This is a genomic window from Streptomyces sp. QH1-20 (genome assembly GCF_041283565.1).
In the GTDB taxonomy this organism is placed as follows: domain Bacteria; phylum Actinomycetota; class Actinomycetes; order Streptomycetales; family Streptomycetaceae; genus Streptomyces; species Streptomyces syringius.
Genome location: NZ_CP166299.1, coordinates 1914458 through 1938948, shown reverse-complemented (window position 1 = coordinate 1938948; position 24491 = coordinate 1914458). Strand labels below are relative to the sequence as shown.

The window sequence follows — 24491 nt, the reverse complement described above, 5'->3', positions numbered from 1 at the left end:
TGTGGCTGAGCTCAGCTACAACAAGCCCGCACCCGCTCACTCGTGGTCGTGGGTGTTGGCGGCCTCGACCTCTTCGCGGGTGATGCCCAGCAGATACAGCACGGTGTCCAGGAACGGCACGTTCACGGCGGTGTGTGCCGCCTCGCGCACCACGGGCTTCGCATTGAACGCCACGCCCAGGCCCGCCGCGTTGAGCATGTCCAGATCGTTCGCGCCGTCCCCGATCGCCACCGTCTGCGAGAGCGGAACCCCCGCTTCGGCGGCGAACCGGCGCAGCAGCCGGGCCTTGCCCGCGCGGTCCACGATCTCGCCGGTGACCCGGCCGGTCAGCTTGCCGTCGACGATCTCGAGGGTGTTCGCGGAGGCGAAGTCCAGCCCCAGCCGCTCCCGCAGATCGTCCGTGACCTGGGTGAAACCGCCGGAGACGACACCCACCTGATAGCCGAGCTGCTTCAGCGTCCGGATCAGCGTCCGGGCCCCCGGCGTCAGCCGGACCTCCGCGCGCACCTTCTCCGCCACCGACGCGTCCAGCCCCGCGAGCAGCGCCACCCGGGCGTGCAGCGACTGCTCGAAGTCGAGCTCGCCCCGCATCGCCCTGGCCGTCACCTCCGCGACCTCGGCCTCACAGCCCGCGTGTGCCGCGAACAGCTCGATGACCTCGTCCTGGATCAGCGTCGAGTCGACGTCCATCACGACCAGGCGCTGTGCCCGCCGCTGGAGCCCGGCCGCCACGACCGCCACATCGACACCGAGCGCGGCCGACTCGGTGGCCAGCGCGGTGCGCAGCGCCTCCGTCTCGGTACCCGAGACGGCGAACTCCACCGCCGTCACGGGGTACTTGGCCAGCCGGAAGATACGGTCGATGTTGCCGCCCGTACCGGTGATCCGGGCGGCGATGGCCGCCGTCGACTCGGCCGTGAGCGGGTGCCCGAGGACGGTCACATGGGAACGGCCCGTGCCGCGCGGCCGGTTGTCGCCCCGGCCGGAGATGATCTCCGCCTGGAGTCGCAGGGACTCCGCCCAGCTGTGCACGGTCGACCGCAGGCCGCCCTCGACGCCGGGGCCGCCCTCGGGGGCGGTGACCAGGACACACAGGGTGATCCGGCCCCGGGTGACGATCTGCTCGATGTCTATGACATCCACGGCGTAGGCGGCGAGGGTGTCGAAGAGCCCGGCGGTGATGCCCGGCCGGTCCTTCCCGAAGATCTTGACGAGGAGGGTGGGGTCGTCGTCGCCGAGTGCGGCGGTGGCAGGCGGGGTCTGCGATGCGCTCATGGTGACCCCTACGTTATCCGGCGCCGCTCCGGACCCGTACACGTGTCCCGGGGACCGGACGGGGGGTGAGGGCCACCGGTCCCTGCCGCTCGCCGGTCCGTACAGCCCGGCGTCAGCGCCGCCGGCCCGGTACCCCCGGCGGTGGCGGCTCCTCCGGCGGCGTCCCGAACGGCCGCCCGTACCGGGGGCGGGGCCGGGGCGGCAGCGGCGGCTGCCCCGTCTGGGTCTGGGTCTGGGCGCCCGGATCACCCGCGCCGGGGAACCGGGGCGGGTCGCCCACGACCGGCCGCAGATAGGGATTGGTGTCACCGCGCGAGGGACGGTACGCCGACGAGGGGTTGTACGGCCCCGGCAGCCAGGCCGGACCGGGGTACCCGCGGGCCGCGCCCGGCCCCGGCGCGTCCGTGGCGGCCCGGAGCCCGGCCGCGCCCGTGGCCAGGGCCAGCAGTGCTCCGCCCGCCCCGGCGCCGGCGCCCCACACGGCGCCCAGCACCAGTGCCACGGGGAGGTTCCCGCTCAGCTCCAGCCCCGCCCCGAAGGCGTCGAAGCCGAGCACCGACAGGCTCGCGTCCGCCTTCACCCGCGTCAGCAGCACCAGCAGCGGCAGCACGAGCGCCGAGGCGAGAGCGAGCCGCAGCGCGCACCGCGCGACGAAGCCCACCGGCCCGGCCCCGCCGCGCGGCGTCCGGACCGCGGTCAGCAGCCCGGCGGTGAGCATGAGCAGCGCGCACGCCACGGTCAGCAGCCACACCCGGCTGTCGTACTCCGCGAGCCGGCCCACCGTCACCGTCTCGTCGGCGCGCATCCCCAGCAGCTCGTCCAGCGGAGTGGGTAGCACCTGGGTGAGCGCCCCGCTGGCCGAGCCCCGCCAGGGGACGAGCAGTCCCAGCGGCACCCCCAGCCACACCCCGTTCGGCGCGCCGAGCAGGGCCGCCCCCAGGATCCGCCGCGGATGCCCGTCGCCCGTCGCCGCGTACACCGCCGCGGCGAGGCCCGCGCCGACCGCCAGCACCAGCACGGCGCACAGCGCCGAGACCGCCGGGCGCACGGCGCGGTCCACCACGCCCCAGCCACGCGGCAGCGGTGCCCGGCGCGAGACCAGCAGCGCGATCACCAGGACGGCGAGCACCCACAGCGCTCCGGCCAGCAGCGAGGGCCCGGTCCGCACGCTGAAACCGACCGCCGCCTTGGCGCCCGCCAGGTCGGCGAGCCGGTCCGGCAGGCCGCCGCCGATGTCGCCGAGGCCGGGAATCTCCAGGTGCGGGCCCCCGCCGGAGCCGCCACCGAGGCCGAGCTCCTTGCCGTCGATGGTGATGGAGTCCTCGCCCGCCCAGGCGAGACCGGCGAGCAGCAGCAGAAAGAGCCCGGCCACCGCGACTACCCGGGCGAGGAGCTCGGCCGGGCGCGGGTTGCCCCCGGCCGCCCGCAGCGACCGGGCGAAGATCCAGCCCAGGAGCAGCGCCCCGGCCAGGCCCACTCCCAGTGGCGCGATGTCGATCGCGGTGTACGCGCCGGACGCGTGCAGACCAAAGGCCTCTACATCGCCCGAAGGTGTGACGGATCCCCCCACGGCGAGCACGATCGCGGCCGCCGTCATCGGGCCGAGCGCACCCGCCCCGTCCGCCCCGAGCAGGTGCAAGCCCGCCGCCGCCACCCCCGCCATGGCGAGAAAAGACCAGCTCACCGCCGCTATCGCGGTGAGCAGTACATGTGCGACGCGCAGGCGGCGACTGCCGCTGCCGATGGTCATCACGGCCCCCCGATCCCGACCCCTTGCCCGGAAGCGCACGTTCCGTACGCATCCATGGGCGGTTACTACTCTCCGGGCGAGTTTCGGCCGAGTCAACGGTGCCTGTTACAGGACTGCGTCAGTCCCCGAGTTTCGATTCGGCGACTGGGCCTGAAATAGTTCCACCCGATGTTCGCCATCCCTAGACTCCCTGTGCAGACTTCCTGCGCGAGGGGTGCATCGGGGGACAAGTAGTGGGGCATGGAGTGCCGGAACTCGTACTGGAATTGAACGGACAGACGTGGACGCTCGATCCGTCCAGGTCGTACACCCTGGGGCGCGATCCCCAGGGTGACATGGTGCTGGAGGACGCCCGGGTCTCGTGGCGGCACGCCACCGTGCGGTGGGGCGGGCACAGTTGGGTCATCGAGGACCACGGCAGCACCAACGGCACCTATGTACAGGGCCAGCGGATCCAGCAGATGGAGATCGGCCCCGGCCAGGCGGTGAACCTGGGCAACGCGACGGACGGTCCGCGGCTGAATCTCACCGTTGCCGGCGCCTCCGCACCGGTCGCGGACATCTACAACGCGCACACCGCGATGGCCGCGCCCGTGCAGGGCCGTCAGGCGCCCGGGCAGCACCAGCAGCCGGGCATGGGCTGGCAGCAGCCCCAGCAGCCGCAGCCGTATCAGGACCCCGCGCAGCAGCAGGGTGGCTGGCAGCAGCCCCAGTACCAGCAGCCCCAGCAGGCGCAGCCGCAGAACCAGCAGGCGTACGTCCCGCAGCAGCAGTCCGCCGCGCACCAGGTGCCCGGCGGCGGCGCGGGAGGCCCGTCCGCCCACGGTGACCGCAGCCCCACCAGCTTCCACCAGATGGCGCTCGGCCGGGTGATGCGCATCGGTCGTGCCCTGGAGAACGAGCTGGTCGTCTCCGACCTCCAGGTCTCCCGGCACCACGCCGAATTCCGGGCCACGCACGACGGCCGCTTCGAGATCGTCGACCTCGGCAGCCACAACGGCACGTATGTCAATGGTCAGCCGGTCCGCCAGCAGATCATCGGCCCGAACGACATCATCGGTGTCGGTCACTCCACGTTCCGCCTCGTCGGCGACCGCCTCGAGGAGTTCGTCGACACCGGCGACGTCTCCTTCTCCGCCCGTCACCTCACGGTCACCGTCGAGGGCGGCAAGCAGATCCTCAAGGACGTCTCCTTCGGTGTCCCCGAGAAGTCGCTGATCGCGGTCATCGGCCCGTCGGGCTCCGGCAAGTCCACCCTGCTCAAGGCGCTCACCGGCTACCGCCCGGCCAACGAGGGCGATGTCCTCTACGACAACCGGAATCTGTACAAGCAGTTCGCCGAGCTGCGTCAGCGCATCGGTCTCGTCCCGCAGGACGACATCCTGCACAAGGAGCTCACCGTCCGGAAGGCGCTGAGGTACGCGGCCAAGCTCCGCTTCCCCGGCGACACCGCGGCGTCCGAGCGCGAGGCCCGTATAACCGAGGTCCTGGGCGAGCTGAAGCTCGACATCCACGCCGACAAGAAGGTCACCTCCCTCTCCGGCGGCCAGCGCAAGCGCGTCTCCGTCGCCCTGGAGCTGCTCACCAAGCCGTCGCTGATCTTCCTGGACGAGCCGACCTCCGGTCTCGACCCGGGCATGGACCGCGATGTCATGCAGCTGCTGCGCGGCCTCGCCGACGACGGCCGTACGGTCCTCGTGGTCACCCACTCCGTCGCCGAGCTGGCGCTCTGCGACAAGCTGCTGGTCATGGCGCCCGGCGGCTCGGTCGCCTACTTCGGCCCGCCGGAGGAGGCGCTCAACTTCTTCGGGTACGAGACGTGGGCCGATGTCTTCTCGGCCTTCGAGAACTACCGGGACTACGACTGGTCGGGCCGCTGGCGCGGCTCGCAGCACTACCAGATGTACGCCGCGGACCTCGACGCCGTGGCCCCGCAGTCCGTACACGTACAGCCCCAGATGGTCCGCCCGCCCAAGCCGCAGAGCTGGGGCTCCCAGCTGTGGACGCTGATGCGCCGGTACGTCTCGGTCATCGCCTCCGACCGCGGCTTCATGGGGCTGATGCTCATCCTGCCCGCCGTGCTCGGCGGCGTCAGCTGCGTCATCCCCTCCGACTTCGGCCTGGCGGCGCCCGGAAAGGGGCACTTCAACCAGGACGCCGGCACGATCATGCTGATCCTCGCGGTCGGCGCGTGCTTCTCCGGCGCGGCCAACTCCGTCCGTGAGCTGATCAAGGAACGGGTGATCTACGAGCGGGAGCGCGCCGTCGGCCTCTCCCGGTCGGCGTATCTGATGTCAAAGGTGATCATCCTCGGTCTGATCACCGCGGTGCAGGGCGTGATCATCTCCGCGATCGGCTTCTCGGTCCGCGAGCTGCCGGCGGAGGGTCTGATCCTCAAGGCCCTGCCGGCCGCCGAGCTCTGCCTGGTGATCATCGCGCTCGGCTTCACCTCGATGATGATCGGCCTGGTCATCTCCGCCCTGGTGAAGACCGCCGAGAAGACCATGCCGCTGCTCGTCATGTTCGCGATCGTCCAGGTCGTCTTCACCGGCATCATGTTCAAGATCTACGACTCGCCGGGCATCGAGCAGTTCGCCTGGCTGATGCCGTCCCGCTGGGCCATCGGCGCCGCCGGTGCCACGCTGGACCTCTCGCACATCATGGCCCCGATGGACAAGGGCAACCCGAAGAACCTCGATCCGCTCTGGGAGCACACCGCCGCCCAGTGGGGCATCGACATGACCGTGCTGATCGTCCTCGGCGTCATCTGCGGCTTCGCGGTCGCGCGCCTGCTGCGCCGCCACGAGCCGGAGGTCATGCGCAACTAATCGCGCTCGTACTCTCGCTCCCGCATACGCCGAAGGGCGGCACCCGGACCGGGTGCCGCCCTTCGGCGTATGCGCTGTCCGTCGACTCTTAGTAGGCGGAGTTGACGTTGTCCATCGAGCCGTACTTGTCGGCCGCGTAGTTGCAGGCCGCGGTGATGTTGGCGACCGGGTCGTAGATGTCCCAGGAGGTGCCTTCGACGTGGTACGCCTTGAAGGTCGGGTCGATCACCTGGAGCAGGCCCTTGGAGGGGACGCCGTTGATGGCGTTGATGTCCCAGTTGTTGATCGCCCGGGGGTTGCCGGACGACTCACGCAGGATGTTGCGCTTGATGCCCTCGAAGGAGCCGGGGATGCCCTTGGCGCGCATGACGTCCAGCGCCTCGTTGATCCAGCCGTCGAGGTTGTTCGCGTAGGTCTTCTTCGCCGGGGCGGGGGGCGGGACCGGGGCGGGCTTGCGCGCGGCCGAACGGCTCGCGGCTTCCTTGTCGGCGCGCTCCTTGTCGGCCTTGGCCTTGGCGGCCTCGGCGTCGGCCTTCTTCTTGGCCTCGGCCTGCGCCTTCGCCACCTTGGCGGCGTTGTCGGACTGCTTGGTCAGCTCGTTCTGCTGGTGCTCCGTACCGAACTCGGAGGCGCTCCATGCGACCGGCTTGACGGCGACGGACTGCTTGTCCTCGTCGGCGGCGGCACCGGGGACGACGGCGAAGACCAGGGAGGCGGCGCCGACCGCGGCGATACCGGCCACGGACATCTTGTGGGCCTTGGTCAGGCGGCTATAACCAGAGATGGGGGAGCGCATGAGTGAGCTGAACCTCTTCCAATCGCGTGAGTCGCAAGGGCCGGACTGGCGCGGTGAGCGCCGTTTTTCGTTCGACGGCGCCGTGCGACTGGGCAATTGTTAGCGGCTGCAAAATCCTGTGGCAAAGGTGTGACGTACTATCCCGCTTCGTTGCGACGGGGGGTGCGGAGGGCACCGAAATCGCCCCGGCTACCCGCTTACAGCGGTCTTATCCGTCCACTAGCCGAGGTCGTAAGTGATGTGGGTCCTATGCGCGGGGTCACACCGGAAGGCCCCGACGGTCGCCCGGTGTGACCGTTCGCGTACGCGGATATGCCCGTCCGCGGCCTCGCGGCGGCCTCTCAGATCTCGACCAGCACCTGATCGAGGCTCTTGCGGACCAGATCCGGCACCCGGCAGTCCGCCGCCGGGTACCCCACCGGGATCACCGCGAAGGCCTTCTCGTTCGCCGGGCGGCCCAGCACCTCGGCCAGGAACCGCATGGGGCTCGGCGTGTGCACCAGCGCCGCCAGCCCCGACAGGTGCAGGGCCGAGAGCAGCATCCCGACCGCGATGCCTACCGACTCGTCCACGTAGTAGTGCTTGCGCTTGTCGCCGTCCTCGCCCAGCCAGTAGCGCTGCTGGAAGACCACGATCAGCGCGGGCGCGTCCGTCAGGTGCGGCTTGACCTCGTCCGTGCCCAGCGGCCGCAGCGCCGCCAGCCACTCCTCGCCCAGCCGGCCGTCGTAGGAGATCCGCTCCTCTTCCTCCGCGGCCGCCCGGATCCGCCGCCGCACCTCGGGGTCCTTCACCAGCGCGAACGTCCACGGCTGCTGGTGTGCCCCGGACGGCGCGGTGGCCGCGCAGGCGATCGCGTCCCTCACCACCTGCTCGGGCACCGGGTCGGCCGAGAACTGCCGGACGGTCCTGCGCCGGTCCATCCGCTCCCGCAGCTCGGCGGCGCGGGCGAGGGACTCCTCGGCGGGCATCCGCTCGGGGCGGTAGGGCACCGGCCGGTAGGGGGCACCGTGGGTGGGGGTCCACTGCGTCGTTGGTATAGACATATTCCGAGTCTGGTCCCCGGCCGGGCGCGATGAGGGGCACATGCCGGAACTCGTGCCCCGGATACCGGTGACCACACACCCAGGGGGCGACTCAAAGGCCCACCCCCTTCCGTCCCCTTATATAGGCGATGAATCCATATGTCGTTTTTGGGGTGCCGGGGAAGCGGCTCCGGAGGCACTTCGACCTAGGCCCCAAGGCGTACCCCCGGCCGTCGCCGGTCCGATACGCCCCTACCCACCCGTCGGTACGGTGAGGCCATGACCAATGGCCCACGCTCCGGCCTCACCGCCGTGAGCACCGCGCTCCTCGCCATGAGCCGGCACCTCGAGGTACGCGACGTCCTCAAGACGATCGTCGTCTCCGCCCGCGAGCTGCTGGACGCCGAGTACGCCGCGCTCGGCGTCCCCGACGATCACGGCGGCTTCGCCCAGTTCGTCGTCGACGGCATCAGCGACGAGGAGTGGAAGGCCATCGGCCCGCTGCCGCGCCAGCACGGCATCCTCGCCGCGATGCTCCAGGAGGCCACCACCCAGCGTCTCGCCGACGTCCGCGAGGACCCCCGCTTCGAGGGCTGGCCCGACGCCCACCCCGAGATGAGCGACTTCCTCGGCATGCCCGTCGCCGACGGCGACGAGATCCTCGGCGCACTGTTCCTGGCCAACAAGAGGACCACCGCGCGGCGGCCCCCGTCCGAGCCCGGCGGCTGCGCCTTCACCGCCGAGGACGAGGAACTGCTCGGCGTGCTCGCCCAGCACGCCGCCATAGCCCTCACCAACGCCCGCCTCTACGAGCGCAGCCGTGAGCTGACCATCGCGGGGGAGCGGTCCCGCCTCGCCCACGAGCTGCACGACGCCGTCGCCCAGAAGCTCTTCTCCCTGCGGCTGACCGCCCAGGCCGCCACCGCCCTGGTGGACCGCGACCCCGCCCGCGCCAAGGGCGAGCTGCAGCAGGTCGCCCAGCTCGCCGCCGAGGCGGCCGACGAGCTGCGCGCCGCGGTGGTGGAGCTGCGCCCCGCCGGACTCGACGAGGACGGGCTGGTCGCCACCCTGCGTACCCAGGTCAAGGTGCTCGACCGGGCCCACGCCGCCCACGTCACCTTCGCCTCGAACGGCGTACGGGCCCTGCCGGCCGCCCAGGAGGAGGCGATGCTGCGCGTCGCCCAGGAGGCCCTGCACAACGCCCTGCGGCACTCCGGCGCCAAACACGTGGAGGTCGTCGTCAGCCGCGTCGGCCCGGTGGCGGCGCTGCGGGTGACCGACGACGGGCAGGGCTTCGACCCCTCCGCCGTCCGCCGGGCCGGCCGCCACCTGGGCCTCGTCTCGATGCGGGACCGGGCGAGCGGCGTCGGCGGCAGGCTGACCGTGACATCGGAGCCCGGCAAGGGCACCACGATCGAGATGGAGGTGCCGGGTGTCTGACCGCGTGATCCGGGTCCTGCTGGTCGACGACCACCAGGTGGTGCGCAGGGGGCTGCGGACCTTCCTGGAGGTCCAGGACGACATCGAGGTGGTCGGCGAGGCGGCGGACGGCGCCGAGGGTGTCGCCCGCGCCGAGGAGCTGCGCCCCGACGTCGTCCTGATGGACGTGAAGATGCCCGGCACCGACGGCATCGAGGCGCTGCGCAAGCTGCGGGAGCTGGCCAACCCCGCGCGGGTGCTGATCGTCACCAGCTTCACCGAGCAGCGCACCGTCGTCCCGGCGCTCCGGGCCGGGGCGGCCGGCTACGTCTACAAGGACGTGGACCCCGACGCGCTCGCCGGTGCGATCCGGTCCGTGCACGCCGGGCATGTGCTGTTGCAGCCCGAGGTCGCCGGTGCCCTGCTGGCCCAGGAGGAGACGGGCGGCGGCCACGGGCGGGGCAACGGGCTCACCGAGCGGGAGCGCGAGGTGCTCGCGCTGATCGCGGACGGGCGGTCCAACCGGGAGATCGCCCGTGCCCTCGTGCTGTCGGAGAAGACTGTCAAGACCCACGTGTCGAACATCCTGATGAAGCTCGATCTCTCCGACCGGACCCAGGCGGCGCTTTGGGCGGTTCGCCACGGGATCGGGGATTGAGTCCGTCATAACGGAACGTCGTCTTCTGATCAGAGATTCATACGGTCGTGTGGTCGTAGGCCCGGCCCCGCATCCAGACCGGCGGTGACCCGTTCTCCATGCGTACCGCGGCGGCTGGCCGTGGCAACGTTCAGGAAGGTCATTAAGAAGTGAAGAACATGAAGAAGGCCGCTGCCGTCACGATCGCCGTCGGCGGTCTCGCCCTCGCCGGCGCCGGTGCGGCCTCCGCCCACGGTCAGGCCGACGGCAACGCGCAGAACTCCCCGGGTATCGCGTCCGGCAACGTTGTCCAGGTGCCCGTCAAGGTCCCGGTCAACCTGTGCGGGAACACCGTCAGCGTGGTCGGTCTGTTCAACCCCGCCGCCGGGAACGTCTGCATCAACAAGTAATTCCGGCGCATCCCGCCCGCCCGGCTCCGTTCCGACGGAGCCGGGCTCCGGGGACGAGCGATCGTCCGAACGAGGGCAACACCGCCGATGGCCGTGCCATCGGCGGTTCGCTGACGTTCATCAGTACGCGACCCCGCGGTCGGGGTCGCCACAGGGACATCAGCAAAAGGAAGACACCTCATGAACAGTGCCAAAAAGGCCGTCGTCGTTCTGGCCGCGGCAGGCGTCGTCGTCGGTAGCTCTGTCGGCGCCGCGTCAGCGAACGACGACCACAAGGGTCGCGACGGCCATCACGGCGCCGGTGCCCACGGTGTGACCAAGGGTTCGCCGGGCATCGTCTCGGGCAACGTCATCCAGGTGCCCATCGACATCCCGTTGAACGTCTGCGGCAACACCATCGACATCCTCCTCGGCATCCTCAACCCCACGTTCGGCAACACCTGCGTCAACGCCTGACGCACCGCATCTCACCCCGAGCGTCGGAGAAGGCCCCGCGGACCGGTCGGCCCGCAGGGCCTTCTCGCGCGTCGGCACGGATTCGGTGCCGATTCAGTGCCGCTCCCGCTCCTCCACCATGGCGTTGTACGCGGCCACCTGGGCCCGCCGGGCCGTCCGCTCCACCGGCCGCAGCGCCTCGGCCCGCGCGGCGATCTCCGAGGCGCTCACCGCTCCGCCGTGCTCACGGCCCTCGCCGTCACCCGGCTCGTAGGCGATCGCGATCAGCGCCCCCACCCGCTGCGCCAGCTCCAGGACCCGCACCGCACGCGGCGGATATCCCGGCGCGAGCACCTCGCGCCCCCGCTCGGCCCGCGCCCGGTAGGCGTCCAGGGCGGCCTGCGCGACCGGGCCCGAACCGGCGACGTCCAGCCGGGAGAGCACCTCGGTCGCGTCACGCAGGGCCTCGGCCAGCTCCCGCTCGGCCTCCCCGAGCGAGGGGACGTCCGCGGGCGGCGCCTCCCGCACGGGCAGGCAGTGCCACAGCACCTCCACATGCACATCGCCCTCCGGCCCGGCCTCGTACACCTCCGGCACCAGCCCGAGCGCGACGCCGGAGGCGACGACCGCCTCCTCGGCCTCCAGCGCGCGGGCGTTGAACTCCGGCGGGCCGCTCAGCCCCAGCGGGTGGCCCGGCGCGGGCAGCGCGAGCCGCAGTCCCCTCGCCCCGAGCGCGCGCAGCCTGCCGAGCGCGAGCGTGAGTCCGACCGGGCCCGATTCCCCGGGCAGACCGGTGACGCGATGCACAACGTCGTCCCCGGTGATGTGGTGTGCGGCGTCATCGGGCGCGGCAAATCCGGCAATCAGGGCATTTCCCCATGCTGTGAGCCGTCCTGAGCGATGTTCATCGAGCATGGCCACCAGCCTAAGGACTGGCACCGACAGCCGGTGGCGTAGGTTTTCCTTGGGGACTGCGCCGACAGGCGCAAGCGACGACGAGACTGTAATGGGAGACAACGCGCTCATGAGCGATGTGCTGGAACTGGTGGACGTATCCGTGGTCCGCGAGGGCCGGGCTCTGGTGGACCAGGTCTCCTGGTCGGTCAAGGAGGGGGAGCGCTGGGTGATCCTCGGCCCCAACGGGGCCGGCAAGACCACTCTCCTCAATGTCGCCTCCAGCTACCTCTTCCCGACCAAGGGCTCGGCCACGATCCTCGGTGAGAAGCTCGGCAAGGTGGACGTCTTCGAGCTGCGCCCCCGCATCGGCATGGCGGGCATCGCCCTCGCCGACAAGCTGCCGCGCACCCAGACCGTCCTGGAGACGGTGCTGACCGCCGCGTACGGCATGACGGCCACCTGGCAGGAGGACTACGAGGAGGTCGACGAGCGGCGCGCCCGCGCCTTCCTCGACGTGCTCGGCATGACGGACTTCCTGGACCGGAAGTTCGGCACCCTCTCCGAGGGCGAGCGCAAGCGCACCCTCATCGCCCGCGCGATGATGACCGACCCCGAGCTGCTGCTGCTCGACGAGCCCGCCGCGGGCCTCGACCTCGGCGGCCGCGAGGACCTCGTCCGCCGTCTCGGCCGGCTCGCCAAGGACCCGCTCGCGCCCTCGATGGTCATGGTCACCCACCACGTCGAGGAGATCCCGCCCGGCTTCACCCACGTCCTGATGATCCGTCAGGGCAAGGTGCTCGCCGCCGGCCCCGTCGAGCTGGAGCTCACCTCCCGCAACCTCTCCCACTGCTTCGGCCTCCCCCTGATCGTCGAGCGCAACGGCGACCGCTGGACCGCCCAGGGCCTGCCGCTCTCGTAAGCGACACCGCGCCCGCCGGGCGCGTTGCCCCCGGCCCACGCCCGAGGACCGGGGGAGACGCCCCGAAGGGCACCCCCGGCACCCTGTCCCGCCGACGCCCCCGCGCCTACCATGAACGAGTGGACGCATGGGTGTGGTGGCTCGTCGCCGCCGTCGGGCTGGGTATTCCGCTGGTCGTTACCGCGATGCCCGAATTCGGCATGTTCGCGGTCGGCGCCATCGCCGCCGCCGTCACCTCCGCCCTCGGCGGCGGCACCGTGATGCAGTTCATCGTCTTCGCCGCCGTCTCCGTCGCCCTGATCGCCGTGGTGCGCCCCATCGCCGCCCGGCACAAGGCGCAGCGCCCCGAGCTGAGGTCGGGAGTCGACGCCCTCAAGGGCCGTCAGGCCGTCGTGGTCGAGCGGGTCGACGCCGGCGGCGGCCGCATCAAGCTCGCCGGTGAGATCTGGTCGGCCCGCTCGTACGACACCGAGCGGAGCTTCGAGGCGGGGCAGCAGGTGGACGTCATCGAGATCGACGGCGCGACGGCCATCGTGATGTGAGCGATCCGCGCGATGTGGGCCCAACGCCTGCACGGCGGCGGGGGGTTCTGAAAGACTTCATGGAGTCGATCAACGACTGCCCGGACCGACAGCCCGATCGACCACACCCGACATCACGACCAAGGCACGGGGAGCCACGATGGAACCGATCATCATCGTCCTGATCATCCTGGTGGTGCTCGTCTTCATCGCCCTCATGAAGACGGTGCAGGTGATCCCACAGGCCAGCGCCGCCATCGTCGAGCGCTTCGGCCGCTACACCCGCACCCTCAACGCGGGCCTGAACATCGTCGTCCCGTTCATCGACTCCATCCGCAACCGCATCGACCTCCGCGAGCAGGTCGTGCCGTTCCCCCCGCAGCCGGTGATCACCCAGGACAACCTCGTCGTCAACATCGACACCGTCATCTACTACCAGGTCACCGACGCCCGGGCCGCGACCTACGAGGTCTCCAGCTTCATCCAGGCCATCGAACAGCTCACCGTCACCACCCTGCGCAACATCATCGGCGGCATGGACCTCGAGCGGACCCTCACCTCCCGTGAGGAGATCAACGCGGCCCTGCGCGGCGTCCTCGACGAGGCCACCGGCAAATGGGGCATCCGCGTCAACCGCGTCGAGCTCAAGGCCATCGAGCCGCCGACCTCCATCCAGGACTCGATGGAGAAGCAGATGCGCGCCGACCGGGACAAGCGCGCCGCGATCCTCACCGCCGAAGGCATCCGCCAGTCGCAGATCCTGACCGCCGAGGGCGAGAAGCAGTCCGCGATCCTGCGCGCCGAGGGCGAGGCCAAGGCCGCCGCGCTGCGCGCCGAGGGCGAGGCCCAGGCGATCCGCACGGTCTTCGAGTCCATCCACGCGGGCGACGCCGACGAGAAGCTGCTGTCCTACCAGTACCTCCAGATGCTTCCGAAGATCGCCGAAGGCGACGCCAACAAGCTCTGGATCGTGCCCAGCGAAATCGGCGACGCCCTCAAGGGCCTGAGCGGCGCCGTCGGCAACTTCGGCCCCATGAGCCGGGGTTCGAAGGAGGCCAAGGAGCCCCCGCGCCGCGAGCAGCCGCCGATCGACTGAAGCCCCGTGGACTGTTGACGAAGATCAGTCCTGGTGCATGATCAGTGTGGCCCCTCGACCCCTTAACCGGCGGGGAGGCGACACACTGACCAAAGGAGATGGCGTTGTCCATCTGGGAAGCACTCGCGGTCTTCGCGGCCGGCATCGGCGCCGGCACCATCAACACCATCGTCGGCTCCGGCACCCTGATCACCTTTCCGGTGCTCCTCGCCACCGGACTACCGCCCATCACGGCCAACGTCTCCAACACGCTCGGCCTCGTCACCGGCAACATCAGCGGCGCCCTGGGCTACCGCCGCGAACTGCGCGGCCAGCGCCGCCGCGTCATCCGCTTCGGCGTCACCGCCCTGATCGGCGGCCTCGCCGGAGCGATCCTGCTGCTCGCACTCCCGTCGAAGGCATTCGACGCGATCGTGCCCGCCCTCATCGCCATCGCCCTGGTGCTCGTCGTGCTCCAGCCCCGGCTCGCCAAGGCCCTCGCCCGCCGCCGCGAGCGCAACGGCACCGAGGCGGGCGGCGACGGCGGCATCGCCCTGCTCATCGGCCTGCTGCTGTCCAGCATGTACGGCGGCTACTTCGGCGCGGCCCAAGGAGTCCTCTATCTCTCCCTCATGGGCCTGCTGCTCCGCGACGACCTGCAGCGCATCAACGGCATAAAGAACATCCTCGCCGTCGTCGTCAACGGCGTCGCCGCGCTCTTCTTCCTGTTCGTCGCCGACTTCGACTGGACCGCCGTCGTGCTCATCGCGGTGGGGTCCGCCATCGGCGGCCAGATCGGCGCGAAGGTCGGCCGCCGGCTCCCGCCGACCGCCCTGCGCGGTGTCATCGTCGCCGTGGGCATCGTCGCGATCGTCCAGCTCCTGCTCGGCTGACGCGGCACCCGGGGTGACGTCCTGTCGGGACGTCACCCCGGGCCGGCACCACGGCTCACGCCGGCTCGGCCAGCCAAGAGGGAAGGGCAGCCCGGCTGTCCGCCCCCAGGGTGAACAACAGCGACTCGGACGGCGTCGGCTCGAAGGGCCGGGTCAGCAGGCGCATTCCGGCCTGCTCGGGCGTACGGTCCGCCTTGCGGTGGTTGTCCTCCGCGCACGCCGCGACCGTGTTCAGCCAGCTGTCCGCACCCCCGCGCGAGCGCGGCATCACGTGGTCCACCGTCGTCGCCCGCCGTCCGCAGTACGCGCACCGGTGCCGGTCACGCACCAGCACCCCCCGCCGGGTCCACGGCGCCTGTCTTCGGAACGGCACCCGTACGTACCGGGAGAGCCTGATCACCCGGGGCACCGGCACCTCGACGGCCGACGCGCGGATCCGCAGACCGGGATGGGCCTGCTCGACGACGGCCTTGTCCTGCATCACGAGCACCACCGCCCGGCGCAGCGACACCGTCGCCAGCGGCTCGAAGCTCGCATTGAGAACCAACGTCTCCCGCATCCGTCCACCTCCCGGCCCGTCCCCGCCCCAGCGGCAAAGATGGCTCAACTGTGCCGGTCGAGATGGCTTGGAACAACGCAATTTCCGCAAGGGAAAAGGGAGTTGATGAAACATCAGGAGGGTGGGAAGGGGGAAACGCTCCGGGCCCTTCCCCCGTACGAACACGGGCCCGGAGCGCACGGCAGCGGACGCGGGCACCCGGCGCGAGCCGGGCTCCGGCAGACGACGGGCGCCTCTCTCGCGCCCCGCCGCCCCCGCCACTGCGGTATCTGCTGCCCGACGACCGGATGAGAGCCGTCAGCCATGCACCACTGTGCGGTTCGCGGCGGCCGGGCGCAACGGAATTTCCGGACGCGACCCAGAGGCCGCGCCCGGACCGCGGGGAAGGTCAGGAGGAGGCGGGAGCCTCGTACTCGCCGATCAACTCGGCGCGCGCCAGCGCGTGGAACCGCAGATGGAAGCCCACCACGGCAGGGGTGGCGTCCTCGTCCGGCCCCAGCTTCTCCCGGTCCACGGCGTACACCGTGAACACATAGCGGTGCGGCCCGTCCCCGGGCGGCGGAGCGGCCCCGCCGAAGTCCCGCGTCCCGTAGTCGTTGCGCACATGCACCGCGCCCTCGGGCAGCCCCTTGAACCCGGCACTCCCCGCACCGGCCGGCAGCTCCGTCACGGACACCGGGATGTCGAACAGCGACCAGTGCCAGAACCCGCTGCCCGTCGGCGCGTCCGGGTCGAAGCACGTCACGGCGAAGCTCTTCGTGCCCTCGGGGAAGCCCTCCCAGCGCAGCTGCGGCGAGGTGTTGCCCCCGCTCTGCACCTGGGCGTCACTGAGCGTCCCGCCCTGGGTCACGTCATCGCTCACCACCGTGAACGAGGGCACCTCCGGGTGGAAATCGTGGGGGAGCGGCCGCCTCTTGTGCTCGGACACCTCAACACCTCCTGTACGCGCGGATCAGTGAAAGTGCCCAGCCTAACGAGGCTGTGACCGGCACCGGCTGCGACCATACGGAGTGTGCTTCGACAAAACGGACGACGACACGGACGGCCGCCGGGCAGGCCCTGGCGCGCACTGACCGTGCTGCTGGCCTCGATCCCCCTGCTCATGCTGCCGGCGTGCTCTTCCGGCGCCGCCAAGGCCGACAAGACCCCGCCCGCGTCCTCTGCCGGGACCGCCACCGCGATCCCCGCCTGGGCGAAGGGCATGAAGACCGTCACCCGGGACCGGCTGCCGGCCGAGGCCCGCCGTACCCTCGAACTCATCGACAGGGGCGGCCCCTTCCCGTACGACAAGGACGGCACCGTCTTCGGCAACTACGAGAACCGGCTGCCCAAGCAGACCCGCGGTTACTACCACGAGTACACCGTCCCCACCCCGGGTGCCCGCACCCGCGGCGCCCGACGCATCATCACCGGCGACCACGCCGAGCGCTACTACACCGGCGACCACTACCAGACCTTCGAAGCGGTGGTACAACCATGACCGGCCCGCTGCCCGCACCAGGCCTCTCCGCGCTCCTCCACGGCTCCACCCCGCCGGGCGTCTACGACCTGCCCCCCACCGAGACCCCCGCCCGCGTCCTGGCACTCGCCACCGACGCCGACTGGCATGGCGCGCCCCTGCGCCTGGACGGCGTGACCGACAAGAGGGCCTTCCTCGGCCGGTGCGCGGCCGACCTCGGCTTCCCCGACTGGTTCGGCCGCAACTGGGACGCCCTCGCCGACTGCCTCATGGATCTCTCCTGGTGGCGCGAGGGCAGCAAGGTCCGCGGCTTTCTGCTGATCGCGGTGGACTGGGACGCCTTCCGCAAGGCCGCCCCCGAGGACGCCGGCACCGCGCAGGCGATCTTCGGTGAAGCCGTCGACTACTGGGCCGACAGCGAGTCCCCGCTGACGGTGCTGCTCACCTGACGACGCGGACCGGCAGCCACCGCCGGGCGAGGGGCGCGCCAGCGCGCGCCCCTCGATCGATCACAGCCAGTTGCGCTGCCCGCCGACCTCCGCGAGCCACTGGTTGAGGTAGGCCGCCCAGTCGGTCTGCGCGAACGACTGCAGATCGACGGTGAAGGAGCGGTACGAGTCGCTGCCCTCGGTGAAGAGCCCCGGCTTCTTGTCCATCTCCAGCACGACGTCCATCTCGCGGTCGTCCGCGACGAACGACAGCTCGACCTGGTTCAGCCCCCGGTACTGCGGCGGGGCGAAGAACTCGATCTCCTGGTAGAAGGGCAGCCGCTGCCGCGTCCCACGGATGTGGCCACGCTCGAGGTCCGCGCTCTTGAACGAGAAGCCGAGCTGACCGAAGGCGTCGAGGATGGCCTGCTGGGCCGGCATCGGGTGGACGTTCACCGGATCGAGGTCGCCGGAGTCCACCGCGCGGGCGATCGCCAGCTCCGTGGTCACACCCACGTCCATCCCGGTCAGGTGCCGGCCCATGAACGTGGTGACCGGCGTCTCCCACGGGATCTCCAGCGCGAACGGCACCGAGTGCACCGCACCGGCCTGCACCTCGAAGGCACCACCCAGCTGAAGACGCGTGAACTCGACGTCCTGCTTGTACTCGCTGTCCCCGCCCTCCACCTCCACCCGCGCCTGGAGGCCCACGCTCAGCCCCTCGATCCGTTGTGCGACGGAGCCACCCTGGATCCGCACCTCACCCTGCACGACCCCACCAGGGACGACGTTCTCCTCGAACAACACCGTCTCGACGGAAGCGCCTCCGGCACCCAGGCTCGCCAGCAGCTTCTTGAAACCCATGCTCTTCCTCCCCGGGCCCCGTTTTCCGGGCCCTTCCGTTACGCTCGATCGGCATGATCGACGCGCCTGACCGTATGCCACTCACCCGGGAATTCTTCGACCGTCCTGTCCTGGAGGTCGCACCGGACCTCCTCGGACGGACCCTCGTCCGTATGACACCGGACGGGCCGATCGAGGTCCGCCTGACGGAGGTCGAGGCCTACGCCGGCGAGGCGGACCCCGGCTCCCACGCCTACCGCGGCCGTACCCAGCGGAACGCCTCGATGTTCGGACCGCCCGGGCACGCCTACGTCTACTTCATCTACGGCATGTGGTTCAGCCTCAATCTGGTCTGCGGCCCGGAAGGCACCGCGAGCGGTGTTCTCCTGCGCGGGGCAGAGGTGATCAAGGGCGCCGACCTCGCCCGCGCGCGACGCCCCAAGGCACGCAAGGACCGCGAGCTGGCCCAGGGCCCGGCCCGGCTCGCCACCGCGCTCGACATCGACCGCACCCTGAACGGCATCGACATCTGCGCCGGCCCGGAGGCCCCCCTCTCGGTCCTCACCGGCACCCCGGTCCCCGCCGCCCACATCCGCAGCGGCCCCCGCACGGGCGTCGGCGGCGAGGGCGCGACCCACCCCTGGCGCTTCTGGGCCGACGGGGATCCGACCGTCAGCCCCTACCGGGCTCATGTGCCGCGTCACCGGGGCAAGCAGGAGTAACGTGGAGGGTGCTTGACTCTGAAGCGCAGAGCGCCTAACGTGGCCCGAGCCGCTTGAGATGGACAGCGCCATGTGCGTGGGCCGCTGGGTGGCACAACCACTATGACAAGGACGCACCCCGGATCGGGGTCTGTTTCGCTATCCCGAAATAAGACCTCGATGGGCTCGATTAGGAGCCACCAGGGAAATCCGCTAACGTAGTGGACACGCCGCAAGGCGCGAAACAAACCCCCTCCGATGGGGATCGGAAACGAAATTCGAGCCGGGAACGGCACGGAAAAGGATCTGATAGAGTCGGAACACGAAATACCGAAGGGAAGCGCCCGGAGGAAAGCCCGAGAGGGTGAGTACAAAGGAAGCGTCCGTTCCTTGAGAACTCAACAGCGTGCCAAAAGTCAACGCCAGACTATAAAATACCCCGTCTCCGATCGCTTCTGCGATTGGGACGCGGTTCCTTTGAAAGTCCTGCCGGTCCCTTCGGGGTCTGGTGGGCAACAACACAGCGAGGACGCTGTGCACGGCCGGACTTATTCCGTCTGGTTGTGCCGCTCAACGCGAGTGTCACCGGATAACCGGTAAACATTCACGGAGAGTTTGATCCTGGCTCAGGACGAACGCTGGCGGCGTGCTTAACACATGCAAGTCGAACGATGAAGCCTTTCGGGGTGGATTAGTGGCGAACGGGTGAGTAACACGTGGGCAATCTGCCCTTCACTCTGGGACAAGCCCTGGAAACGGGGTCTAATACCGGATATGACCTGCCTCCGCATGGGGGTGGGTGGAAAGCTCCGGCGGTGAAGGATGAGCCCGCGGCCTATCAGCTTGTTGGTGGGGTAATGGCCTACCAAGGCGACGACGGGTAGCCGGCCTGAGAGGGCGACCGGCCACACTGGGACTGAGACACGGCCCAGACTCCTACGGGAGGCAGCAGTGGGGAATATTGCACAATGGGCGAAAGCCTGATGCAGCGACGCCGCGTGAGGGATGACGGCCTTCGGGTTGTAAACCTCTTTCAGCAGGGAAGAAGCGAGAGTGACGGTACCTGCAGAAGAAGCGCCGGCTAACTACGTGCCAGCAGCCGCGGTAATACGTAGGGCGCAAGCGTTGTCCGGAATTATTGGGCGTAAAGAGCTCGTAGGCGGCTTGTTGCGTCGGATGTGAAAGCCCGGGGCTTAACCCCGGGTCTGCATTCGATACGGGCAGGCTAGAGTGTGGTAGGGGAGATCGGAATTCCTGGTGTAGCGGTGAAATGCGCAGATATCAGGAGGAACACCGGTGGCGAAGGCGGATCTCTGGGCCATTACTGACGCTGAGGAGCGAAAGCGTGGGGAGCGAACAGGATTAGATACCCTGGTAGTCCACGCCGTAAACGTTGGGAACTAGGTGTTGGCGACATTCCACGTCGTCGGTGCCGCAGCTAACGCATTAAGTTCCCCGCCTGGGGAGTACGGCCGCAAGGCTAAAACTCAAAGGAATTGACGGGGGCCCGCACAAGCAGCGGAGCATGTGGCTTAATTCGACGCAACGCGAAGAACCTTACCAAGGCTTGACATATACCGGAAACGGCCAGAGATGGTCGCCCCCTTGTGGTCGGTATACAGGTGGTGCATGGCTGTCGTCAGCTCGTGTCGTGAGATGTTGGGTTAAGTCCCGCAACGAGCGCAACCCTTGTTCTGTGTTGCCAGCATGCCTTTCGGGGTGATGGGGACTCACAGGAGACTGCCGGGGTCAACTCGGAGGAAGGTGGGGACGACGTCAAGTCATCATGCCCCTTATGTCTTGGGCTGCACACGTGCTACAATGGCCGGTACAATGAGCTGCGATACCGTGAGGTGGAGCGAATCTCAAAAAGCCGGTCTCAGTTCGGATTGGGGTCTGCAACTCGACCCCATGAAGTTGGAGTTGCTAGTAATCGCAGATCAGCATTGCTGCGGTGAATACGTTCCCGGGCCTTGTACACACCGCCCGTCACGTCACGAAAGTCGGTAACACCCGAAGCCGGTGGCCCAACCCTTGTGGAGGGAGCCGTCGAAGGTGGGACTGGCGATTGGGACGAAGTCGTAACAAGGTAGCCGTACCGGAAGGTGCGGCTGGATCACCTCCTTTCTAAGGAGCACATAGCCGACTGCGAGCGAATGACTCGCACGGTTGCTCATGGGTGGAACGTTGACTATTCGGCTGGTTCAGGGTTGTCCTGTTAGTACTGCTTCGGCGTGGAACACATGGATGGTTTGGACTGGTCGGGCACGCTGTTGGGTATCTGAGGGTACGGACTTTCGAGTCTGAACCTTCGCGATGCCGGCCCCAGTGAACTCGACACCTTGGTGTTGGGGTGGTGGGTGGCTGGTCGTTGCTTGAGAACTGCACAGTGGACGCGAGCATCTGTGGCCAAGTTTTTAAGGGCGCACGGTGGATGCCTTGGCACCAGGAACCGATGAAGGACGTGGGAGGCCACGATAGGCCCCGGGGAGCTGTCAACCGAGCTTTGATCCGGGGGTGTCCGAATGGGGAAACCCGGCAGTCGTCATGGGCTGTCACCCGCTGCTGAACACATAGGCAGTGTGGAGGGAACGCGGGGAAGTGAAACATCTCAGTACCCGCAGGAAGAGAAAACAACCGTGATTCCGGGAGTAGTGGCGAGCGAAACCGGATGAGGCCAAACCGTATGCGTGTGATACCCGGCAGGGGTTGCGTGTGCGGGGTTGTGGGAGTTCTCTTGATCAGTCTGCCGGCTGGTCGGCGAGTCAGAAACCGTACAGGTAGGCGAAGGACATGCGAAAGGTCCGGCGTAGAGGGTAAGACCCCCGTAGCTGAAATCTGTACGGCTCGCTTGAGAACCACCCAAGTAGCACGGGGCCCGAGAAATCCCGTGTGAATCTGGCGGGACCACCCGTTAAGCCTAAATATTCCCTGGTGACCGATAGCGGATAGTACCGTGAGGGAATGGTGAAAAGTACCGCGGGAGCGGAGTGAAATAGTACCTGAAACCGTGTGCCTACAAGCCGTGGGAGCGTCGCTGTATGTGCTTGCACATGCAGTCGTGACTGCGTGCCTTTTGAAGAATGAGCCTGCGAGTTTGCGGTGTGTTGCGAGGTTAACCCGTGTGGGGAAGCCGTAGCGAAAGCGAGTCCGAATAGGGCGATTGAGTAGCGCGCCCAAGACCCGAAGCGGAGTGATCTAGCCATGGGCAGGTTGAAGCGGAGGTAAGACTTCGTGGAGGACCGAACCCACCAGGGTTGAAAACCTGGGGGATGACCTGTGGTTAGGGGTGAAAGGCCAATCAAACTCCGTGATAGCTGGTTCTCCCCGAAATGCATTTAGGTGCAGCGTCGTGTGTTTCTTGCCGGAGGTAGAGCACTGGATAGGCGATGGGCCCTACCGGGTTACTGACCTTAGCCAAACTCCGAATGCCGGTAAGTGAGAGCGCGGCAGTGAGACTGTGGGGGATAAGCTCCATGGTCGAGAGGGAAACAGCCCAGAGCATCGACTAAGGCCCCTAAGCGTACGCTAAGTGGGAAAGGATGTGGAGTCGCAGAGACAACCAGGAGGTTGGCTTAGAAGCAGCCACCCTTGAAAGAGTGCGTAATAGCTCACTGGTCAAGTGATTCCGCGCCGACAATGTAGCGGGGCTCAAGCGTACCGCCGAAGTCGTGTCATTCCAGCACATACCCCCAACGGGGGCTGGGATGGGTAGGGGAGCGTCGTGTGCCGGGTGAAGCAGCCGCGGAAGCGAGTTGTGGACGGTTCACGAGTGAGAATGCAGGCATGAGTAGCGATACACACGTGGGAAACGTGTGCGCCGATTGACTAAGGGTTCCTGGGTCAAGCTGATCTGCCCAGGGTAAGTCGGGACCTAAGGCGAGGCCGACAGGCGTAGTCGATGGACAACCGGTTGATATTCCGGTACCCGCTTTGAAACGCCCAATATCGAATCAGACGATGCTAAGCCCGTGAAGCCGTCCTGGATCCTTCGGGTGAAGGGAAGTGGTGGAGCCGGTGACCCGGATCTGTAGTAGGTAAGCGATGGGGTGACGCAGGAAGGTAGTCCAGCCCGGGCGGTGGTAGTCCCGGGGTAAGGGTGTAGGGCGCTGTCTAGGCAAATCCGGACAGCATGAAGCCTGAGACCTGATGCCGAGCCGATTGTGGTGAAGTGGATGATCCTATGCTGTCGAGAAAAGCCTCTAGCGAGTTTCATGGCGGCCCGTACCCTAAACCGACTCAGGTGGTCAGGTAGAGAATACCGAGGCGTTCGGGTGAACTATGGTTAAGGAACTCGGCAAAATGCCCCCGTAACTTCGGGAGAAGGGGGGCCATGTCTGGTGATGAGGTTTACCCTCTGAGCTGGGTGTGGCCGCAGAGACCAGCGAGAAGCGACTGTTTACTAAAAACACAGGTCCGTGCGAAGCCGTAAGGCGATGTATACGGACTGACGCCTGCCCGGTGCTGGAACGTTAAGGGGACCGGTTAGCTTGGATTCGTCCAGGCGAAGCTGAGAACTTAAGCGCCAGTAAACGGCGGTGGTAACTATAACCATCCTAAGGTAGCGAAATTCCTTGTCGGGTAAGTTCCGACCTGCACGAATGGCGTAACGACTTCTCGACTGTCTCAACCATAGGCCCGGTGAAATTGCACTACGAGTAAAGATGCTCGTTTCGCGCAGCAGGACGGAAAGACCCCGGGACCTTTACTATAGCTTGATATTGGTGTTCGGTTCGGCTTGTGTAGGATAGGTGGGAGACTGTGAAGCATGCACGCCAGTGTGTGTGGAGTCGTCGTTGAAATACCACTCTGGTCGTGCTGGATGTCTAACCTGGGTCCGTGATCCGGATCAGGGACAGTGTCTGGTGGGTAGTTTAACTGGGGCGGTTGCCTCCTAAAGAGTAACGGAGGCGCCCAAAGGTTCCCTCAGCCTGGTTGGCAATCAGGTGTTGAGTGTAAGTGCACAAGGGAGCTTGACTGTGAGACCGACGGGTCGAGCAGGGACGAAAGTCGGGACTAGTGATCCGGCGGTGGCTTGTGGAAGCGCCGTCGCTCAACGGATAAAAGGTACCCCGGGGATAACAGGCTGATCTTCCCCAAGAGTCCATATCGACGGGATGGTTTGGCACCTCGATGTCGGCTCGTCGCATCCTGGGGCTGGAGTCGGTCCCAAGGGTTGGGCTGTTCGCCCATTAAAGCGGTACGCGAGCTGGGTTTAGAACGTCGTGAGACAGTTCGGTCCCTATCCGCTGTGCGCGTAGGAATATTGAGAAGGGCTGTCCCTAGTACGAGAGGACCGGGACGGACGAACCTCTGGTGTGCCAGTTGTCCTGCCAAGGGCATGGCTGGTTGGCTACGTTCGGGAGGGATAACCGCTGAAAGCATCTAAGCGGGAAGCCTGCTTCGAGATGAGTATTCCCACCCCCTTTGAGGGGTTAAGGCTCCCAGTAGACGACTGGGTTGATAGGCCAGGTGTGGAAGACCGGTAACGGTTGGAGCTGACTGGTACTAATAGGCCGAGGGCTTGTCCTCAGTTGCTCGCGTCCACTGTGTGGTTCCCGGGTTGCGAACAGTCGCACCGGTTGAACCAGTATCACCTTAATTAAAGAGTGTGCTTGTTCGCT

Annotated in this window: 20 protein-coding genes and 2 rRNA genes; 14 read left to right on the top strand and 8 right to left on the bottom strand. The window is 67.8% G+C overall.

All coding sequences use genetic code 11. The features are described from left to right. Positions 1–36 precede the first annotated feature (36 nt). Both serB and AB8O64_RS08610 read right to left on the bottom strand, forming a co-directional pair. Complete coding sequence (serB, locus tag AB8O64_RS08615) at positions 37–1275, bottom strand: phosphoserine phosphatase SerB (RefSeq protein ID WP_370418631.1); 1239 nt, start codon at positions 1273–1275, stop codon at positions 37–39. 112 nt (positions 1276–1387) lie between these two features. Then, positions 1388–3025 carry a streptophobe family protein gene (locus AB8O64_RS08610; RefSeq protein ID WP_370418630.1) on the bottom strand — a complete coding sequence of 546 codons (1638 nt, stop codon included), beginning with the start codon at positions 3023–3025 and terminating at the stop codon, positions 1388–1390. A 233-nt stretch (positions 3026–3258) separates the two neighbouring features. Here AB8O64_RS08610 and AB8O64_RS08605 point away from each other — a divergent pair, with 233 nt between their 5' ends. Then, positions 3259–5853, top strand: coding sequence for an FHA domain-containing protein (locus tag AB8O64_RS08605; RefSeq protein WP_370418629.1), 2595 nt, complete (start codon positions 3259–3261; stop codon positions 5851–5853). 88 nt (positions 5854–5941) lie between these two features. Here AB8O64_RS08605 and AB8O64_RS08600 read toward each other — a convergent pair whose 3' ends face one another. Both AB8O64_RS08600 and AB8O64_RS08595 read right to left on the bottom strand, forming a co-directional pair. Beyond that, positions 5942–6649, bottom strand: a complete 708-nt coding sequence (locus AB8O64_RS08600; RefSeq protein WP_370418628.1) for a transglycosylase SLT domain-containing protein — start codon at positions 6647–6649, stop codon at positions 5942–5944. 341 nt (positions 6650–6990) lie between these two features. Then, on the bottom strand, positions 6991–7692 hold the full coding sequence (locus AB8O64_RS08595; protein ID WP_370418627.1) for a nitroreductase family protein: 702 nt from the start codon (positions 7690–7692) through the stop codon (positions 6991–6993). A 258-nt stretch (positions 7693–7950) separates the two neighbouring features. Between AB8O64_RS08595 and AB8O64_RS08590 the strand changes: the two genes are divergently transcribed. The 4 genes from AB8O64_RS08590 (at position 7951) to AB8O64_RS08575 (ending at position 10593) form a co-directional block, all read left to right on the top strand. Then, positions 7951–9111: a GAF domain-containing sensor histidine kinase gene (locus tag AB8O64_RS08590; RefSeq protein ID WP_370418626.1), complete on the top strand. Its 1161-nt coding sequence runs from the start codon at positions 7951–7953 to the stop codon at positions 9109–9111. Further along, complete coding sequence (locus AB8O64_RS08585) at positions 9104–9748, top strand: response regulator (protein WP_370418625.1); 645 nt, start codon at positions 9104–9106, stop codon at positions 9746–9748. Before AB8O64_RS08590 ends, AB8O64_RS08585 begins: the two co-directional genes overlap by 8 nt. A gap of 149 nt (positions 9749–9897) precedes the next feature. After that, positions 9898–10137, top strand: a complete 240-nt coding sequence (locus AB8O64_RS08580) for a chaplin (protein WP_370418624.1) — start codon at positions 9898–9900, stop codon at positions 10135–10137. A gap of 180 nt (positions 10138–10317) precedes the next feature. Then, on the top strand, positions 10318–10593 hold the full coding sequence (locus AB8O64_RS08575) for a chaplin (RefSeq protein ID WP_365377193.1): 276 nt from the start codon (positions 10318–10320) through the stop codon (positions 10591–10593). Positions 10594–10686: 93 nt separating this feature from the next. Here the strand turns inward: AB8O64_RS08575 and AB8O64_RS08570 are convergent, their stop codons facing one another. Then, positions 10687–11487 carry a hypothetical protein gene (locus AB8O64_RS08570; protein ID WP_356458596.1) on the bottom strand — a complete coding sequence of 267 codons (801 nt, stop codon included), beginning with the start codon at positions 11485–11487 and terminating at the stop codon, positions 10687–10689. Positions 11488–11578: 91 nt separating this feature from the next. Here AB8O64_RS08570 and AB8O64_RS08565 point away from each other — a divergent pair, with 91 nt between their 5' ends. From AB8O64_RS08565 to AB8O64_RS08550, 4 genes are all read left to right on the top strand, one after another. Further along, positions 11579–12388: an ABC transporter ATP-binding protein gene (locus AB8O64_RS08565; RefSeq protein WP_370418623.1), complete on the top strand. Its 810-nt coding sequence runs from the start codon at positions 11579–11581 to the stop codon at positions 12386–12388. A gap of 119 nt (positions 12389–12507) precedes the next feature. Further along, positions 12508–12930 carry an NfeD family protein gene (locus tag AB8O64_RS08560; protein WP_370418622.1) on the top strand — a complete coding sequence of 141 codons (423 nt, stop codon included), beginning with the start codon at positions 12508–12510 and terminating at the stop codon, positions 12928–12930. Between the two features lie 139 nt (positions 12931–13069). Beyond that, positions 13070–14005, top strand: coding sequence for an SPFH domain-containing protein (locus AB8O64_RS08555; protein ID WP_184730966.1), 936 nt, complete (start codon positions 13070–13072; stop codon positions 14003–14005). 104 nt (positions 14006–14109) lie between these two features. Beyond that, positions 14110–14877 carry a sulfite exporter TauE/SafE family protein gene (locus AB8O64_RS08550; RefSeq protein WP_370418621.1) on the top strand — a complete coding sequence of 256 codons (768 nt, stop codon included), beginning with the start codon at positions 14110–14112 and terminating at the stop codon, positions 14875–14877. Between the two features lie 55 nt (positions 14878–14932). Here the strand turns inward: AB8O64_RS08550 and AB8O64_RS08545 are convergent, their stop codons facing one another. Together AB8O64_RS08545 and AB8O64_RS08540 are read right to left on the bottom strand one after the other, a co-directional pair. Then, the gene (locus AB8O64_RS08545; RefSeq protein ID WP_370418620.1) at positions 14933–15436 is read right to left on the bottom strand and encodes an HNH endonuclease; all 504 of its coding nucleotides are present in this window, start codon (positions 15434–15436) and stop codon (positions 14933–14935) included. Positions 15437–15824: 388 nt separating this feature from the next. Further along, the gene (locus AB8O64_RS08540; RefSeq protein ID WP_370418619.1) at positions 15825–16364 is read right to left on the bottom strand and encodes a YbhB/YbcL family Raf kinase inhibitor-like protein; all 540 of its coding nucleotides are present in this window, start codon (positions 16362–16364) and stop codon (positions 15825–15827) included. A gap of 84 nt (positions 16365–16448) precedes the next feature. Here AB8O64_RS08540 and AB8O64_RS08535 point away from each other — a divergent pair, with 84 nt between their 5' ends. Together AB8O64_RS08535 and AB8O64_RS08530 are read left to right on the top strand one after the other, a co-directional pair. After that, a complete protein-coding gene (locus AB8O64_RS08535; protein ID WP_370418618.1) occupies positions 16449–16916 on the top strand; it encodes a ribonuclease domain-containing protein in 468 nt (155 codons plus the stop codon). After that, a complete protein-coding gene (locus AB8O64_RS08530; protein WP_370418617.1) occupies positions 16913–17344 on the top strand; it encodes a barstar family protein in 432 nt (143 codons plus the stop codon). The genes AB8O64_RS08535 and AB8O64_RS08530 overlap by 4 nt, the downstream gene beginning before the upstream one ends. A gap of 60 nt (positions 17345–17404) precedes the next feature. Here AB8O64_RS08530 and AB8O64_RS08525 read toward each other — a convergent pair whose 3' ends face one another. Next, the gene (locus AB8O64_RS08525; RefSeq protein WP_370418616.1) at positions 17405–18187 is read right to left on the bottom strand and encodes a sporulation protein; all 783 of its coding nucleotides are present in this window, start codon (positions 18185–18187) and stop codon (positions 17405–17407) included. A 53-nt stretch (positions 18188–18240) separates the two neighbouring features. Here AB8O64_RS08525 and AB8O64_RS08520 point away from each other — a divergent pair, with 53 nt between their 5' ends. From AB8O64_RS08520 to AB8O64_RS08510, 3 genes are all read left to right on the top strand, one after another. After that, the gene (locus tag AB8O64_RS08520) at positions 18241–18888 is read left to right on the top strand and encodes a DNA-3-methyladenine glycosylase (RefSeq protein ID WP_370418615.1); all 648 of its coding nucleotides are present in this window, start codon (positions 18241–18243) and stop codon (positions 18886–18888) included. A 582-nt stretch (positions 18889–19470) separates the two neighbouring features. Further along, positions 19471–20994: ribosomal RNA gene (locus AB8O64_RS08515) — 16S ribosomal RNA — on the top strand. Positions 20995–21274: 280 nt separating this feature from the next. Beyond that, a 23S ribosomal RNA gene (locus AB8O64_RS08510) occupies positions 21275–24399 on the top strand. Together the 16S and 23S rRNA genes form the textbook arrangement of a ribosomal RNA operon. Positions 24400–24491: the final 92 nt, after the last annotated feature.